This is a genomic window from Haloferax sulfurifontis (genome assembly GCF_014635105.1).
Taxonomy (GTDB): Archaea; Halobacteriota; Halobacteria; order Halobacteriales; family Haloferacaceae; genus Haloferax; species Haloferax denitrificans.
On sequence record NZ_BMCI01000004.1, the window covers coordinates 173,718 to 186,213 of the forward strand.

The window sequence follows — 12,496 nt, forward strand, 5'->3', positions numbered from 1 at the left end:
AAACCAACAATCTATTTGAACGGCGTCCCCGACTGTCCCGATATGGCAACCAAGACGTTCGACAAGGACACCATCCTCGACCTCACGGTCAACATGGTCCCGCTGGCCATCATCCTGTTTTTCGTGGTGGCGTTCACCTTTGTCAATCCGTTTGGGTTCGAATCGCTCACTTCGGGGCTCCAGTACACGCTCCTCATCGCGCCGTTCGTGCTCCTCGCGGCGCTCACCTACCTCTCGGGGAAGGCCATCGCGGGCTCCGAGAAGGAAGGCACCGTCTACGCGCCCGGACAGGCGACGGTCCCCGGCGCGAAGCCGCTTCACGAAGAAGAAGGCGAGGAGGCGGCCGAACTCGAAGAATCGCCGGATGACGACGCCGTCGAGGCCGCGGACGAGACGGCTTAAAGCACCTCGAATCGCAGGGCGGTCCCGAATCTTTCATTACCCTGCACTACTCAGGCACTTCCATGGAGGTTAACGGACAGTTAGCACTGACGGTGCTCATGGGGGTCTTCCTCATCGCCGTCGCCGCGTGGCTCGCGCGGGTCGAAGACTGGCGGTCGTACACCCCGCTCGCGGGCGGAGGCACGGTCGGTGGTACCGCAGAGCAGTACGTCTCGGAGGAGAAACCATCCGGGGTCATCCGTTGGTTGACGACGGTCGACCACAAGGACATCGGGATGCTCTACGGCGCGTACGCGCTCATCGCGTTCGCCGTGGGGGGTCTCATGGTCGTCCTGATGCGGATTGAACTGGCGGACCCGTCGATGACGCTTATCTCGAACACGTTCTACAACTCGTTGCTCACAAGCCACGGGATTACGATGCTGTTCCTGTTCGGGACGCCCATCATCGCCGCGTTCTCGAACTACTTTATCCCGCTTCTCATCGGCGCGGACGACATGGCGTTCCCGCGTATCAACGCCATCGCGTTCTGGCTCCTGCCGCCGGCGGCGCTCCTCATCTGGGCCGGGTTCTTCCCCATCCCGGACGTCATCCCGGCGCAGACGGCTTGGACGATGTACACGCCGCTTTCGGCCGGTGTCGGGTCCGGCAACCAGGTGAACGCCGGCGTCGACCTGATGCTCCTCGGCCTGCACCTCTCGGGTGTCTCGGCCACGATGGGCGCGATCAACTTCATCGCGACCATCTTCACGGAGCGTGACGAGAAGGTGTCGTGGGCGAACCTCGACATCTTCTCGTGGACGATTCTGACCCAGTCCGGACTCATCCTCTTCGCATTCCCGCTTCTCGGGAGCGCCATCGCGATGCTGCTTCTCGACCGGAACTTCGGCACGATGTTCTTCTCGGTCGACGGCGGCGCGATTCTGTGGCAACACCTGTTTTGGTTCTTCGGCCACCCCGAAGTGTACATCCTCGTGTTGCCCCCGATGGGTATCGTGAGCCTCGTGCTCCCGCGCTTCGCGGGCCGGCGGCTCTTCGGGTTCAAGTTCGTCGTCTACTCCACGCTCGCCATCGGCGTCCTCTCGTTCGGCGTCTGGGCGCACCACATGTTCGCGACGGGTATCGACCCACGGCTCCGCGCCTCGTTCATGGCCGTCTCGCTGGCCATCGCGATACCGAGCGCGGTCAAGACGTTCAACTGGATCACGACGATGTGGAACGGGAAGATTCGCCTCACGACGCCGATGCTGTTCTGTATCGGCTTCGTCTCGAACTTCATCATCGGCGGCGTGACGGGCGTCTTCCTCGCGTCGATTCCGGTGGACCTCGTGCTCCACGACACCTACTACGTCGTCGGGCACTTCCACTACATCGTTATGGGTGCCATCGCCTTCGCCGGCTTCGCCGGGCTCTACTACTGGTTCCCCATCTACACCGGCCGGATGTACCAGGTCACGCTCGGTAAGTGGCACTTCTGGCTCTCGATGGTCGGGACGAACCTGACGTTCTTCGCGATGATTCTGCTCGGCTACGGCGGCATGCCGCGTCGCTACGCGACCTACCTGCCGCAGTTCGCGACGCTCCACCAGGTCGCCACGGTCGGTGCGCTCATCCTGCTCGTCGGCCAGATAATCTTCGTCTGGAACTTCGCCCAGTCGTGGCTCGAAGGCCGCGAGGTCGAAGACGGCGACCCGTGGGACCTCGCCGACGACGATCTCACCACCGCCGAGTGGACCTGGTTCGAGCGCAAACTGGAGACGGCCGTCACCGACGGCGGCGAAGACGAGACCGAACTCGCCACCGACGGCGGGCAGGCGGTCGACGACGCGGACGCGGACGCGGACTCCGCTGACGACGCGTAACCGACGCCGCTCGCTCGCGGTGCGGTCGCGATTCATTTTTCGGACGCTGGTCTTCGAGAGCGAACGCGCCCGACGCCGGTGACTGTCCGTCCGCGCCGCCGGCGTCGCGTGGCGCGTGTCGTGGTGTCCGCTCGTCAGCGCCGCCGCTCACGAGTAACGGAGGTCACGGCGAATCGAAGCGGACGCTGTCAGTGGTGGCGACGCCGAAAAACGGGAGCGCTCAGACGACGAGGAGGATGCCCGTCGCGAACATCAGTATCGCGATGGCCCCGAGCACGAGTCCGAGGATATCGGTATCCGACATACTCGAAGCTTGGTGCGTGCGGTCAAAGGTGCATCGGTACGCGGACGCCGACTCCCCGAGCTACGAGGCGAACGGAAACTCCTAACAGCGTCCGCATCCGACCGCAAACCGTGAGTTCGAACGTCGGCGGTCACCGCTTCGTCCTCGGACTGTACGCCGCCCTCGTCGCCGTCGGTGGGGCCGCGGGCTACCTCACGGGTACCTTCGTCTCAGAGCTCAGCGCACCCCGGTTCCTCTTTTTGGTGCCGTTCCCGCCGACGCCCCTCGGCTTTGCGGCCTACGGCGCGCTGACTATCGCGCTCGTCCTCGGCGTCCCGCTCGGGCTCGTCGTCTACGTCTCGGCGGGACTCGACGACGACGCCTGATTCAGCATCATCGTTCAGCACAAATACTAAGACCGGTGACCGGGACGTGGTAGTATGTACCACGTGGTAATCGGTATCGATGACGACACGGAGCACGCGCTCGCGTGCGTCGAAGAGGTCGCGAAACTCCCCGGCGAACCCGGCGAAAAGGAGGTGACGCTCATTCACAGCTTCACCGACAACCCGACCGGGGCGTCGGCGACGCAGATTCAGTCGGTGCGGGAGGCGTCCGAGTTCCTCGAAGACCGCGGTGTCGAGTACGACGTCAACGAGTCGTCGGGCGACCCCGCGGAGGTCATCCTCGAATTCGCCGAAGAGGAGGACGCGGACCTCATCGTCACCGCCGGGCGGAAGCGCTCGCCCGCGGGCAAGGCGCTGTTCGGAAGCGTCACGCAGACGGTGATTCTGAACTCTGACCGGCCCGTCATGGTGACGGGCTCGACGAAGCGGAAACGTTAGTACACCCGGTCGACGACGGCCGCGACCTCGTCGGGGGTCTGACGGCCGGACGCTCGTTCTCGCAGTTCGCCGTCACGGACACACAGGAGCGTCGGCGCCGCGTCGACCTCGAATCGCCGACAGAACTCGTCGGCCGCTTCGCCGTCGACGCCCGCGGTCGCGACTCCGTCGGGAACGCGGTCGAGGATGGCGTCAAGGTCCGCTTTCATCGCGTCGCAAGGGTCACAGAAGCGCCGCCACACGAGGACGACGGCGTCCGGGTTCGCGGCGAGGTACGACTCGAAGGAGTCGTCGTCGAGTTCGTCGAGCGCGCTCGGCACCGGCGACGACGAGGTCATCTCGACGAGCAGACCCGCCATGACGAAAAGCAGGTCACGCTCGACCGGCACGTCGAGGAACGACTTCGCCGCGAGATAGGCGACCACGTCGGCTCTGGTGACGTCGAACTCGTCGAGTCGCGCCTCGACGTTCTCGGGCGCGACGCCGAAGAGGTCCGAGACGGTCTGGTGGAACTCTTCGGTCGAGACCGCGCCGTAGATGTCGTGGTAGACGGCGAGCGTCTTCTCGAAGTCCTCCGTGGTCGAGAGCGTCCCGTCGGGCGCTTCGTCGACCGCGCCGGCTTCGATGAGCGTTTCGAGCGCCGTCTCGGGGTCGGCGTCGATGTCGGTTGCGGCCATCGTCAGACCCCCAGATACCGCTCGCGCGTCTCGTCGTCCTCGCGGAGCTCCTCGGCGCTCCCGTCGAAGACGATGCCCCCCTGGTCGATGACGTACGCGCGGTCGGCGAGCTTGATGGCCGCCGCGGCGTTCTGCTCGACGAGGAGGATGGTCGTGCCCGCCTCGCTGATGCGTTCGACCGCGTCCTCCACGTCCTCGATAATCTTCGGCGCGAGCCCCTCGTAGGGCTCGTCGAGGAGGAGCAGGTCCGTGTTCTGCTTCAGGGCGCGCGCGATGGCGAGCATCTGCTGTTCGCCGCCGGAGAGCGTCCCCGCGCGCTGGTCTCGCCGCTCGTCGAGACGGGGGAACTGGTTGTAGACCTCCTCGGTCGACATCCCCTTGTGGCCGAACGACAGCGACCGACCCCACGTGTTCGACTTGTTGTTGACGACCTCCGCGAGGTGGAGGTTCTCGGCGACAGAGAGGTTCGGGAAGATGCGCCGCTCCTCGGGCACCAGCGAGATGCCCCGGACCGACACGTCTTCGGCGGGGACGCCGGTGATGTCGTCGTCCTTGAACCGGATGTTGCCCTTCCGCACGTCGGGCGGCGTCGCGCCGGCGATACACCGGAGCGTGGTGGTCTTGCCCGCGCCGTTGCGGCCGAGGAGCGCGCATATCTCGCCCTCCTCGACGCTCATCGAGAGGTTCCGAATGATGTGGCTCTCGCCGTAGTAGGCGTCGATGGCGTCGATTTCGAGGAGGCTCACAGCTCGACACCTCCGAGGTACGCCTCTTGGACGGCTTCGTTGCCCCGAATCTCGTCGGGGGTGCCCTCGGCGATGATGCCGCCGCGGCTGAGGACGACGATGCGGTCAGAGATGCTGAAGACGATTTCCATGTCGTGTTCGACGAGGACGAACGTGAGCCCGAGGTCGCGTTTGACCTGCTCGATGAGTTCGACCGTCGACTTCGTCTCCTCGGGAGACATGCCGGCGGTCGGTTCGTCCATGAGAAGCAGGTCGGGGTCGCTCGCGAGCGCGATGCCGATTTCGAGGCGGCGCTTGTCGCCGTACGGGAGGTCGGTGGCGACGGTATTCGCGCGGTCCAACAGGCCGACCGAGTCCAGCGTGTCGCGGGCGACGTCGTGGACGTCGGTGAGGCTGTCGCGGTGTTTCAGGAACTCGAAGCCGAACGCGCCGCGTTCGGATGCGAGCGCCGCGATTTCCGCGTTCTCCCGGACGGTCAGGTCGGGGAAGATGGAGGCGGTCTGGAACGACTTCGAGACGCCGCGTTGGACCACCTCGTGCGGTTCGAGGCCGACGATTGACTCGCCTTTGAACCTGATGTCGCCGCTGGTCGGGTCGAGCCGTCGCGTGATGAGGTTGATGAGCGTGGACTTCCCCGCGCCGTTCGGCCCGATGATGGAGACGCGTTCGTCCTCCTCGACGGTGAGATTCACGTCGTCGGTGGCGACGAGGCCGCCGAACTCCTTGACGAGGTTCTCGGTTTCGAGGAGCGTCATCGACCGTCACCCCCGTTTCCGGAGCGCGAGCGGAGTCGCTTCGCCGCCTCCGAACCGAGGTCGACCGCGAGTTCGCGGAGGCGGGTCAGGATGCCCCACAGGCCGTCGGGGACGACCCAGACGACCACGACGAAGACGAGGCCCAAGAGGAGGTGCCAGTAGAACCCGAAGTCCCTGATGAGCACGATATCCGTGAAGGGAATCGTCAGGGCCTGGATAGTGCTGACGATGTTCTCGATGTAGAGGTACAGCCCCACGCCGAGAACCGGCCCGAACATCGAGCCCGCGCCGCCGAGCACCGTCATGACGACGATGTCGCCGGACTCCGTCCAGAACAGCGACTGGAGCGGGACGTACGCCCCGTGGATGGTAAAGAGGCTCCCGGCGACGCCCGCGAACGCCCCCGAGATGATGAACGCCATGAGCTTGTAGCGCCAGACGTTGAGGCCGACGAACTCGGCGCGCTGTTCGTTCTCGCGGATGGCGCGGAACACCATCCCGTACGGCGAGTTGAGGATGCGGTAGGCGACCGCGACCGCGCCGACGAAGAAGACGCCGACGAAGGCGTACAGCCACGTCCCGAGGAGCATCCCGCCGACAGAGGGCACGTCCGCTTCGAGGTGGATGACGCCGAGGAAACTGCCGACATCGACGCCGGTCAGGCCGTTTTCGCCGTTGGTCAGGAACGCCAGCGGCGACGCGGCCATGTAGTAGAACATCTGGGCGAACGCCAGCGTCAGGATGGAGAAGTAGATGCCGCCGCGGCGAAGCGACAGGAAGCCGAGCACCCACGCGAGTAACACGGCGAAAAGCGTCCCCGAGACGACCATCACGATTGGGTCGCCGCTGACGTTCTTGGCGACGATACCCGCGGCGTACGCCGCGCCGCCCCAGAAGGCGGCGTGGCCGAACGAGAGCAGTCCGGTGTAGCCGAGAAGCAGGTCGAAGCCGATGGCGAAGATGCCCCAGATGAGGATGAGCGTCGCGAGGCTCTGGTAGCCCTGTAGAATCCCCGAGACGACGGGCGCGCGGGCGAAGAGGTACGGGAACACCGCGACGAGGACGGCCGTGATACCGACGACCGTCCCCTCGCGGCCACGGAGCTTCTCCCAGCGGCCGAAGAGCGAGCCGCCGACGAGCGCGTCCTTCGCGCTCGGGTTGGCGTCTTTTTCGCTCATGGCACAACCTCCTCGTCCCCGAGCAGACCCTGCGGCCGCGCCAGGAGGACGATGGCCGCGATGGCGTACAGGCCGACCTGCGACCACGCGGGCGCGAAGGCGACGAGCGCGGCGGTCGTGAGGCCGAAGACGATGCCGCCGACGACCGCGCCGGCGATGCTTCCGACCCCGCCGATGACGACGGTCAGGAACGCCGGGACGAGGATGTTCGTCCCGATGGTCGGGTTGACGACGTTCAGCGGGCCGCCGACGACGCCCGCCACCCCGGCGAGCGCCGCGCCGATACCGAAGACGACGATGTACGGCCGCGTGATTTTGATGCCGAGGAGTCGGACCATCTCGGCGTCGCGGGTGCCGGCGCGGACGACGAGACCGAAGTCGGTGTACTCGACGAGCAGGTACACGAGCGCCACGAGGACGGCCGTGATGCCGATGACCCAGAGCCGCCACTGCGGGAAGTTACCGACGATGGGCAGTGCAATCGGCCCCGAGACTGGAATGCCGGCGAACGAGCCGACAGAGAGGATTCGCTCGGGCTGTTCGAACGGCAGGCTGTTGCTCCCGAACAGGACGCGGAACAGCTCCTGGACGACGATTGCGAGGCCGAACGTGACGAGAATCTGGTCGGTGTCGGGGCGGTCGTAGAACGCCCGCGCGAGGTACCGCTCCATCAGCAGGCCGACGCCGAAGACGAAAAGCGGCACGAAAAGCAGGGCGGCGAAAAAGCCGATGTCGAGCCCGAAGCTCGAAAAGCCCCACTCCGCCAGCTTCCCGTTCGAAAGCGGCACGTTCAGCGCGACGAACAGCCCCGCGTAGGTGCCGACGAGATACAGCGCGCCGTGCGCGAAGTTGACGAACTTGAGCGTGCCGAGGATGATTGAGAGACCGACCGCCAAGAGGACGTAGATGGCCCCCTGCTGTAGTCCGTTGAGCAGGATGACGAGCACGTCCGACAGGAGGCTCATCGACCACCACCCCTCCACCGGCTATTCGAGGAGTGAACTACCATGGGTATGCTAATCTTACTCATTTACGTGTGCGTAGTTGTCTGCGATTAACTTTCATTAAGATAACGGTGGGAGAGTGGCTACTCGTAGGACCCGAGTTCGCACTCGGCGGCCGGGCCGGCGTCGCACGCGTAGCCGAGGTCGTCGCGGCTGGTGACGTTGACGATGTTGAAGTACGTCCCCTCGCTCTGCTCGGAGGCGGAAAGGCCCTGGACGACCGGCACGTCGCGCTGTGCTTGGTGGTCACAGCCGCGCATCGTCTCCGCGCCCATGCCGATGTTGTCGTACTCGTAGTCTTCGAGCTGTCTGATGACCTCCGGCGGGTAGAACGTCCCCGCGCGCTCGACGGCGGCGGCGTACTGGAGCGTCTGGGCGTACGCCAACTGGGCGGGACCCGAGGGCGTCCGGTCGTACTCGTCGCTGAACGCCTGCGTGAACTCCTGCGACGGCGTGTTGTCTATCTGAGAGTCCCACGCGACGGTGCCGTAGATGCCCTCTATCGCGCCGCCCGCCGCCTCCGCCATCGGGCGGTTGTACAGCGGGACGATGATCTCCATCTCCTCGTCGATACCGGCGTCGATGGCCTGTTGCATGGAGTTCGCGCCGTCGAGCCCGTAGTGGTTCAAGATGAGGACGTCCGCGTCCGAGTTCTGTGCGCCCGAGAGGTACGTCGAGTAGTCGGACGTGCCCAGCGGGGTCGCAACGGAGTCCACCTGCTCCCAGCCGGCGACGTCCGTCATGAACTGCTCCATCGACGCCTGCTGGGTCTGACCCCAGCTGTAGTCGGCGTAGAGCTGGTAGAACTTCAGGTCCTCGCCGTAGGCGTCGCGGACGACCGGCGCGAGCGCCTGTCCCGTCATGTAGGCGTTGAACATCTCCCGGAAGGAGTAGCGGACGCAGTCCGACCCGGTGGTGTCGTTCGAGTGCGTCAGACAGCACATGAACATGACCTTCTCGTTTTGACACAGCCCCTGGACCGCGATGGCGACCGCGGAGGACGACCCGCCCGAAATCATGATGGCGTCGTCGCGCTGAATCATCCCCGAGGCGGACTGCCGCGCCTGGTCCGCGTCCGTGGCCGTGTCGCCGTCCACGTGGTCGATGGTGTAGCCGAGGACGCCGTCGCCGGAGAGGTCGTCGAACTGCGAGTCGACCCAGCCGCCGCCCTCGTTGAGGTGCTTCACCGCGAGCTGATAGGCTCGAAGCTCGTCTTCGCCCTCCGAGGCGTACGGTCCCGACTGCGGGACGTTGAATCCGAACGTGGCCGTGTCGCCCTCGATTGGGAAGTTGCCCAGCGCCGGATACTCGTCACCGCCGTCGCCGCCACCGCCGTCGCCGCCGCCGCCATCGCCACCGTCGCCGCCGTCGTCACCGCCGCCATCGTCGCCGTCACCACCACCAGTACACCCCGCCAGCCCTGCCAAGCCAGCGGTTCCAACAGCACCAGTCGCCTTCAACACGTCTCGTCGATTGAGCGGCTTGCTATCCCGTGCCATAAACACATCGGCGGATACATCGTTAATAATAGTTATGTATTGATTCCCTAATATCCGTATAATCAATCATTATAAAATAGTGTCGTATACGGTACAATATAAGGGGTACATCGAACGGCGACCGCCGACCGACACCCGCAGTGGCCCCTCCGCGTCGCGGGACGTGCCACCGTCGCAAAATACGGGCCGGTGTCGGACTAGCTCGCCGCAGTCGTCCGAGCGGTACGACCGTCGAGAGCGACGAGTCCACCGTGCAGTCCGTCTCGTCTCGAAACACGTCGCACCAGTCTCACCGCGTCAGCGACCGCGCGAGCGGGCCGAACGGCCGGCGGACAACTATCAGAATACTAGATATATATCCCCGGATACCGCCGTTTCAACGCGCTTTCAGCGCGTCGGCTGACCAGTTAATCTCGTGCCGTCGTGAATGTCGGATTTATAACTAACCCGGCAAAGCGCAAATAACGCGTCAGCCACGCCCGTGGCACCACTATGACAAACGACACGAACGACGGATTCAGACCGACGAGACGCTCCGTGCTCCGACTCGGCGCGATGTCGGCGCTCGGCATCGGTATCGGCATCCCCGCGGTTTCCGGCTCCGTAGCCGCGACCATGTGTCCCAAGACGCCCGGCTACTGGGCGAACAACCCGGACTACAGCAGTCCCACCGACAACTGGGCGGTCCTCGGCCCGGATGGCGACACAAACTACACCCTCCGGGGCGTCACCATGACCCACGACGAGTGGCGCGAGTTCCTCGTCGCGCCCACGAAGGGCGACAAGGCGAACATCATGGGGAAACACTACCTCGCCATCGTCCTCAACCTCCGGAACAGACCGGGGGACGACCCGGGCTGTACGAGCGACGGCGCGACCATTCAGTACGGCGACTACGCGGGCTACACCATCGAGGAAGTCAAAGACATGGCCGGCGCGTGGCTCGGTAACTCCGCGTGGTCGAACGGCGGAAAGCAGACGAGTTGGTACGTCAGCGTCGGCGGCGACATGGTCGACGGCGAACCGCTCAAAGACGCCCTCGACGCGTTCAACAACAACCCCGGGTCGCTCGGCCTCGACTGCCCCTGCAACGACCGCTGAACCGCGTCCTCCTCGAAACGAGAGGCCGCGGCCGCGGTTAAGCGCCCGCTATCCGCCGAAACGCGAGCTTAACGCGGTCGTTCCTATCCTTCCCCGACCATCCGCCCTTCGTCTTCCCACTCGCGCTCGCGCAGTTCGTACTTCTGAATCTTCCCGGTCGCGGTCTTCGGGAGTTCGGCGACGAACTCGACTTCCTTCGGCACCTTGTACGTCGCGATGCGCTCCCGACAGAACGCGATGAGCGCCTCGGCGGTGACGCCCGGCGCGTCGGGGTCGCCGCTCGTCGGCACGACGAACGCCTTCGGCGACTCGCCCCACTCGTCGGAGGGTACGGGGATGACCGCCACGTCGGCGACCGCGTCGTGGTCGAACAGCGTGTCCTCCAGTTCGATGCTGGAGATGTTCTCGCCACCGGAGATGATGATGTCCTTCTTGCGGTCCTGGATGCTGATGAAGCCGTTCTCGTCGACGACCGCGAGGTCGCCCATGTGGTAGTAGCCCTCCAGCCGCGCCGAGAAGGCCTCTTCCGTCTCCTCGGGTTTGTTCCAGTACTTCTCCATCACCTGATTGCCCGCGACGACGATTTCGCCGACGGACTGGTCGTCTCTCGGCACGTCGTCGCCGTCCTCGTCGACGACGCGGACGTCGGTGCCGAGGTAGCCGATGCCCTGTTTCTTCTTCACGCCGAAGCGGTCGTCGCCGTCCGTCAGGTAGCGCCCGGCCTCCGAGGTCGTGATGAGCGGGCCGGTCTCGGTGGCCCCGTAGACGTGCATGAGCCGCCAGCCGAACTCGTCTTCGACGGTCCGAATCGTCGCCTCCGGCGGGGCCGCGCCCGCGGTCGCCGCCCGGACGGGACTCGCGCCCGTCGTCTCGATGCCCCCCTCCTCGCGGTAGTGTTTCATCAGGATGTTCAGCACCGTCGGCGCGGCGCAGAGATACGACACGTCCTCGTCGCGGATGGCGTCCAACACGGCCTTCGCCTCCACCCCGCGGGTGCAGACGTGCTTCGCGCCGTGGCCGGTGACGGCGTAGATGTGGCCCCAGCCGTTGACGTGGAACATCGGGAGCGTCCAGAGATACACGTCGTCGTCGGCGATGTCCTGGTGCATCGAGATGAGATAGGCGTGAATCGTCTCGGCGCGGTGGGTACGGCAGACGCCCTTCGGGTCGCCGGTCGTCCCCGAGGTGTAGTTGATGGTAACGATGTCGTCTTCGTCCATCTCGGGGCGCTCGTAGTCGGTCGACTCCGCGACCAACTCGTCGAAGTCGAGCCACTCGCCGTCGGTCGATTCTGCGGCCTTCTCCGGGTCGTTCGTGATGAAAATCTCGGTCGGAATCTCGTCGCGGACCTCGTCTATCTTCTCGGCGAAGGCGTAGTCGGCGTAGACGGCCGTCACGTCCGCGTCGTTCAGCATGTACTCGAAGTCGGCCGGGACGAGCCGGTAGTTCAGCGGCATGTGGACGGCCCCCAACTGCATCGACCCGTAGGCGGCTTCGAGGTGGTAGTGCGTGTTGGGGTCGAGCACCGCGACCCGGTCGCCCTTCTCGACGCCGCGGGACTGGAGCGCCGCCGAGAAGCCGTCGGCGCGCTCCCCGAGTTCGTCGTACGTAAAGCGCTCGCCGGTCGTGGCCACGACCGCCTCCTCGTCCCCGTAGTACCGCCGCGCGCGGTCGAGGAACTCCGTCACCAGGAGTGGTTTCTTCATACGCGGTATCCTTCACTAACGTTCAAAATAAATGTGCGGGCCGGTCTCGGTCGAGCCGAGATTGAGAATAATTGCCACACGGGGGCACAATAGCCCACGACTCGCGCCGCGAGATACTATATTACTACACAAACTATGCAGGAAAATACCTTGGTCGTGGGGTTCGTAGCGCGCGTATGGCGCTTTCAGACTACACCGGACGCTCGCCGACGGGCCGGGACGAGACCATCGTCCGCGTCGTTCCCCATCGGCTGTGGCGGCCGGGCGACGAGCGAATCGAACCGTGTACCTACAGCGGCGAGCAGATTCGGCTCTCCGAGAAGCATCTCCTCGCCGTGGTCGAACGCGACGGCGTCCGCGAGCGGCGCTACTTCCGCGACGAGCAGTCGCTGTCGGCGTGGATGAAAGAGAATCCGCGATAGGAGCGGGCCGACGGCG

13 protein-coding genes are annotated in these 12,496 nt (G+C 65.1%); 6 read left to right on the forward strand and 7 right to left on the reverse strand.

Annotation, left to right across the window (positions count from 1 at the left end; translation table 11 throughout):
* Positions 1–42: 42 nt before the first annotated feature.
* The 4 genes from IEV64_RS12420 to IEV64_RS12435 all read left to right on the forward strand — a co-directional run bounded on the left by IEV64_RS12420 (position 43) and on the right by IEV64_RS12435 (position 3,392).
* Positions 43–402 (forward strand): DUF6684 family protein, encoded by a 360-nt coding sequence (locus IEV64_RS12420; protein ID WP_007275042.1) that lies wholly within the window; start codon positions 43–45, stop codon positions 400–402.
* Between the two features lie 98 nt (positions 403–500).
* Entirely contained in the window at positions 501–2,264 is a 1,764-nt protein-coding gene (locus tag IEV64_RS12425; protein WP_007275043.1) for a cbb3-type cytochrome c oxidase subunit I, read from the forward strand.
* Positions 2,265–2,678: 414 nt separating this feature from the next.
* Complete coding sequence (locus IEV64_RS12430; protein WP_007275044.1) at positions 2,679–2,933, forward strand: DUF7520 family protein; 255 nt, start codon at positions 2,679–2,681, stop codon at positions 2,931–2,933.
* A 54-nt stretch (positions 2,934–2,987) separates the two neighbouring features.
* Positions 2,988–3,392 (forward strand): universal stress protein, encoded by a 405-nt coding sequence (locus IEV64_RS12435; RefSeq protein WP_007275045.1) that lies wholly within the window; start codon positions 2,988–2,990, stop codon positions 3,390–3,392.
* On the opposite strand, the gene IEV64_RS12440 is transcribed toward IEV64_RS12435, so the two are convergent.
* The 6 genes from IEV64_RS12440 to IEV64_RS12465 form a co-directional block, all read right to left on the reverse strand.
* Positions 3,389–4,069 carry a thioredoxin family protein gene (locus tag IEV64_RS12440; RefSeq protein WP_007275046.1) on the reverse strand — a complete coding sequence of 227 codons (681 nt, stop codon included), beginning with the start codon at positions 4,067–4,069 and terminating at the stop codon, positions 3,389–3,391. The two genes, IEV64_RS12435 and IEV64_RS12440, sit on opposite strands and share 4 nt — an antisense overlap.
* A gap of 2 nt (positions 4,070–4,071) precedes the next feature.
* The gene (locus IEV64_RS12445; RefSeq protein WP_007275047.1) at positions 4,072–4,815 is read right to left on the reverse strand and encodes an ABC transporter ATP-binding protein; all 744 of its coding nucleotides are present in this window, start codon (positions 4,813–4,815) and stop codon (positions 4,072–4,074) included.
* The gene (locus IEV64_RS12450) at positions 4,812–5,570 is read right to left on the reverse strand and encodes an ABC transporter ATP-binding protein (RefSeq protein ID WP_007275048.1); all 759 of its coding nucleotides are present in this window, start codon (positions 5,568–5,570) and stop codon (positions 4,812–4,814) included. Before IEV64_RS12450 ends, IEV64_RS12445 begins: the two co-directional genes overlap by 4 nt.
* Positions 5,567–6,748, reverse strand: coding sequence for a branched-chain amino acid ABC transporter permease (locus tag IEV64_RS12455; protein WP_004971115.1), 1,182 nt, complete (start codon positions 6,746–6,748; stop codon positions 5,567–5,569). The genes IEV64_RS12450 and IEV64_RS12455 overlap by 4 nt, the downstream gene beginning before the upstream one ends.
* Complete coding sequence (locus IEV64_RS12460; RefSeq protein ID WP_049918225.1) at positions 6,745–7,713, reverse strand: branched-chain amino acid ABC transporter permease; 969 nt, start codon at positions 7,711–7,713, stop codon at positions 6,745–6,747. The genes IEV64_RS12455 and IEV64_RS12460 overlap by 4 nt, the downstream gene beginning before the upstream one ends.
* A gap of 122 nt (positions 7,714–7,835) precedes the next feature.
* On the reverse strand, positions 7,836–9,179 hold the full coding sequence (locus IEV64_RS12465; protein WP_188424108.1) for a substrate-binding protein: 1,344 nt from the start codon (positions 9,177–9,179) through the stop codon (positions 7,836–7,838).
* Positions 9,180–9,743: 564 nt separating this feature from the next.
* On the opposite strand from IEV64_RS12465, the gene IEV64_RS12470 reads away from it, so the two are divergent.
* Positions 9,744–10,352, forward strand: coding sequence for a hypothetical protein (locus IEV64_RS12470; RefSeq protein ID WP_007275051.1), 609 nt, complete (start codon positions 9,744–9,746; stop codon positions 10,350–10,352).
* 83 nt (positions 10,353–10,435) lie between these two features.
* Here IEV64_RS12470 and IEV64_RS12475 read toward each other — a convergent pair whose 3' ends face one another.
* Positions 10,436–12,058, reverse strand: coding sequence for a long-chain-fatty-acid--CoA ligase (locus IEV64_RS12475; RefSeq protein ID WP_188424008.1), 1,623 nt, complete (start codon positions 12,056–12,058; stop codon positions 10,436–10,438).
* Between the two features lie 176 nt (positions 12,059–12,234).
* On the opposite strand from IEV64_RS12475, the gene IEV64_RS12480 reads away from it, so the two are divergent.
* The gene (locus IEV64_RS12480; RefSeq protein WP_004971120.1) at positions 12,235–12,480 is read left to right on the forward strand and encodes a hypothetical protein; all 246 of its coding nucleotides are present in this window, start codon (positions 12,235–12,237) and stop codon (positions 12,478–12,480) included.
* Positions 12,481–12,496: the final 16 nt, after the last annotated feature.

Excerpts from the sequence above, each read along its gene's own strand:
- IEV64_RS12425 (WP_007275043.1), top strand. The coding sequence starts at position 501 with ATGGGGGTCTTCCTCATCGCCGTCGCCGCGTGGCTCGCGCGGGTCGAA.
- IEV64_RS12455 (WP_004971115.1), bottom strand. The coding sequence starts at position 6,748 with ATGAGCGAAAAAGACGCCAACCCGAGCGCGAAGGACGCGCTCGTCGGC.
- IEV64_RS12475 (WP_188424008.1), bottom strand. The coding sequence starts at position 12,058 with ATGAAGAAACCACTCCTGGTGACGGAGTTCCTCGACCGCGCGCGGCGG.
- IEV64_RS12460 (WP_049918225.1), bottom strand. The coding sequence starts at position 7,713 with ATGAGCCTCCTGTCGGACGTGCTCGTCATCCTGCTCAACGGACTACAG.
- IEV64_RS12440 (WP_007275046.1), bottom strand. The coding sequence starts at position 4,069 with ATGGCCGCAACCGACATCGACGCCGACCCCGAGACGGCGCTCGAAACG.
- IEV64_RS12480 (WP_004971120.1), top strand. The coding sequence starts at position 12,235 with ATGGCGCTTTCAGACTACACCGGACGCTCGCCGACGGGCCGGGACGAG.
- IEV64_RS12450 (WP_007275048.1), bottom strand. The coding sequence starts at position 5,570 with ATGACGCTCCTCGAAACCGAGAACCTCGTCAAGGAGTTCGGCGGCCTC.
- IEV64_RS12420 (WP_007275042.1), top strand. The coding sequence starts at position 43 with ATGGCAACCAAGACGTTCGACAAGGACACCATCCTCGACCTCACGGTC.
- IEV64_RS12435 (WP_007275045.1), top strand. The coding sequence starts at position 2,988 with ATGTACCACGTGGTAATCGGTATCGATGACGACACGGAGCACGCGCTC.
- IEV64_RS12470 (WP_007275051.1), top strand. The coding sequence starts at position 9,744 with ATGACAAACGACACGAACGACGGATTCAGACCGACGAGACGCTCCGTG.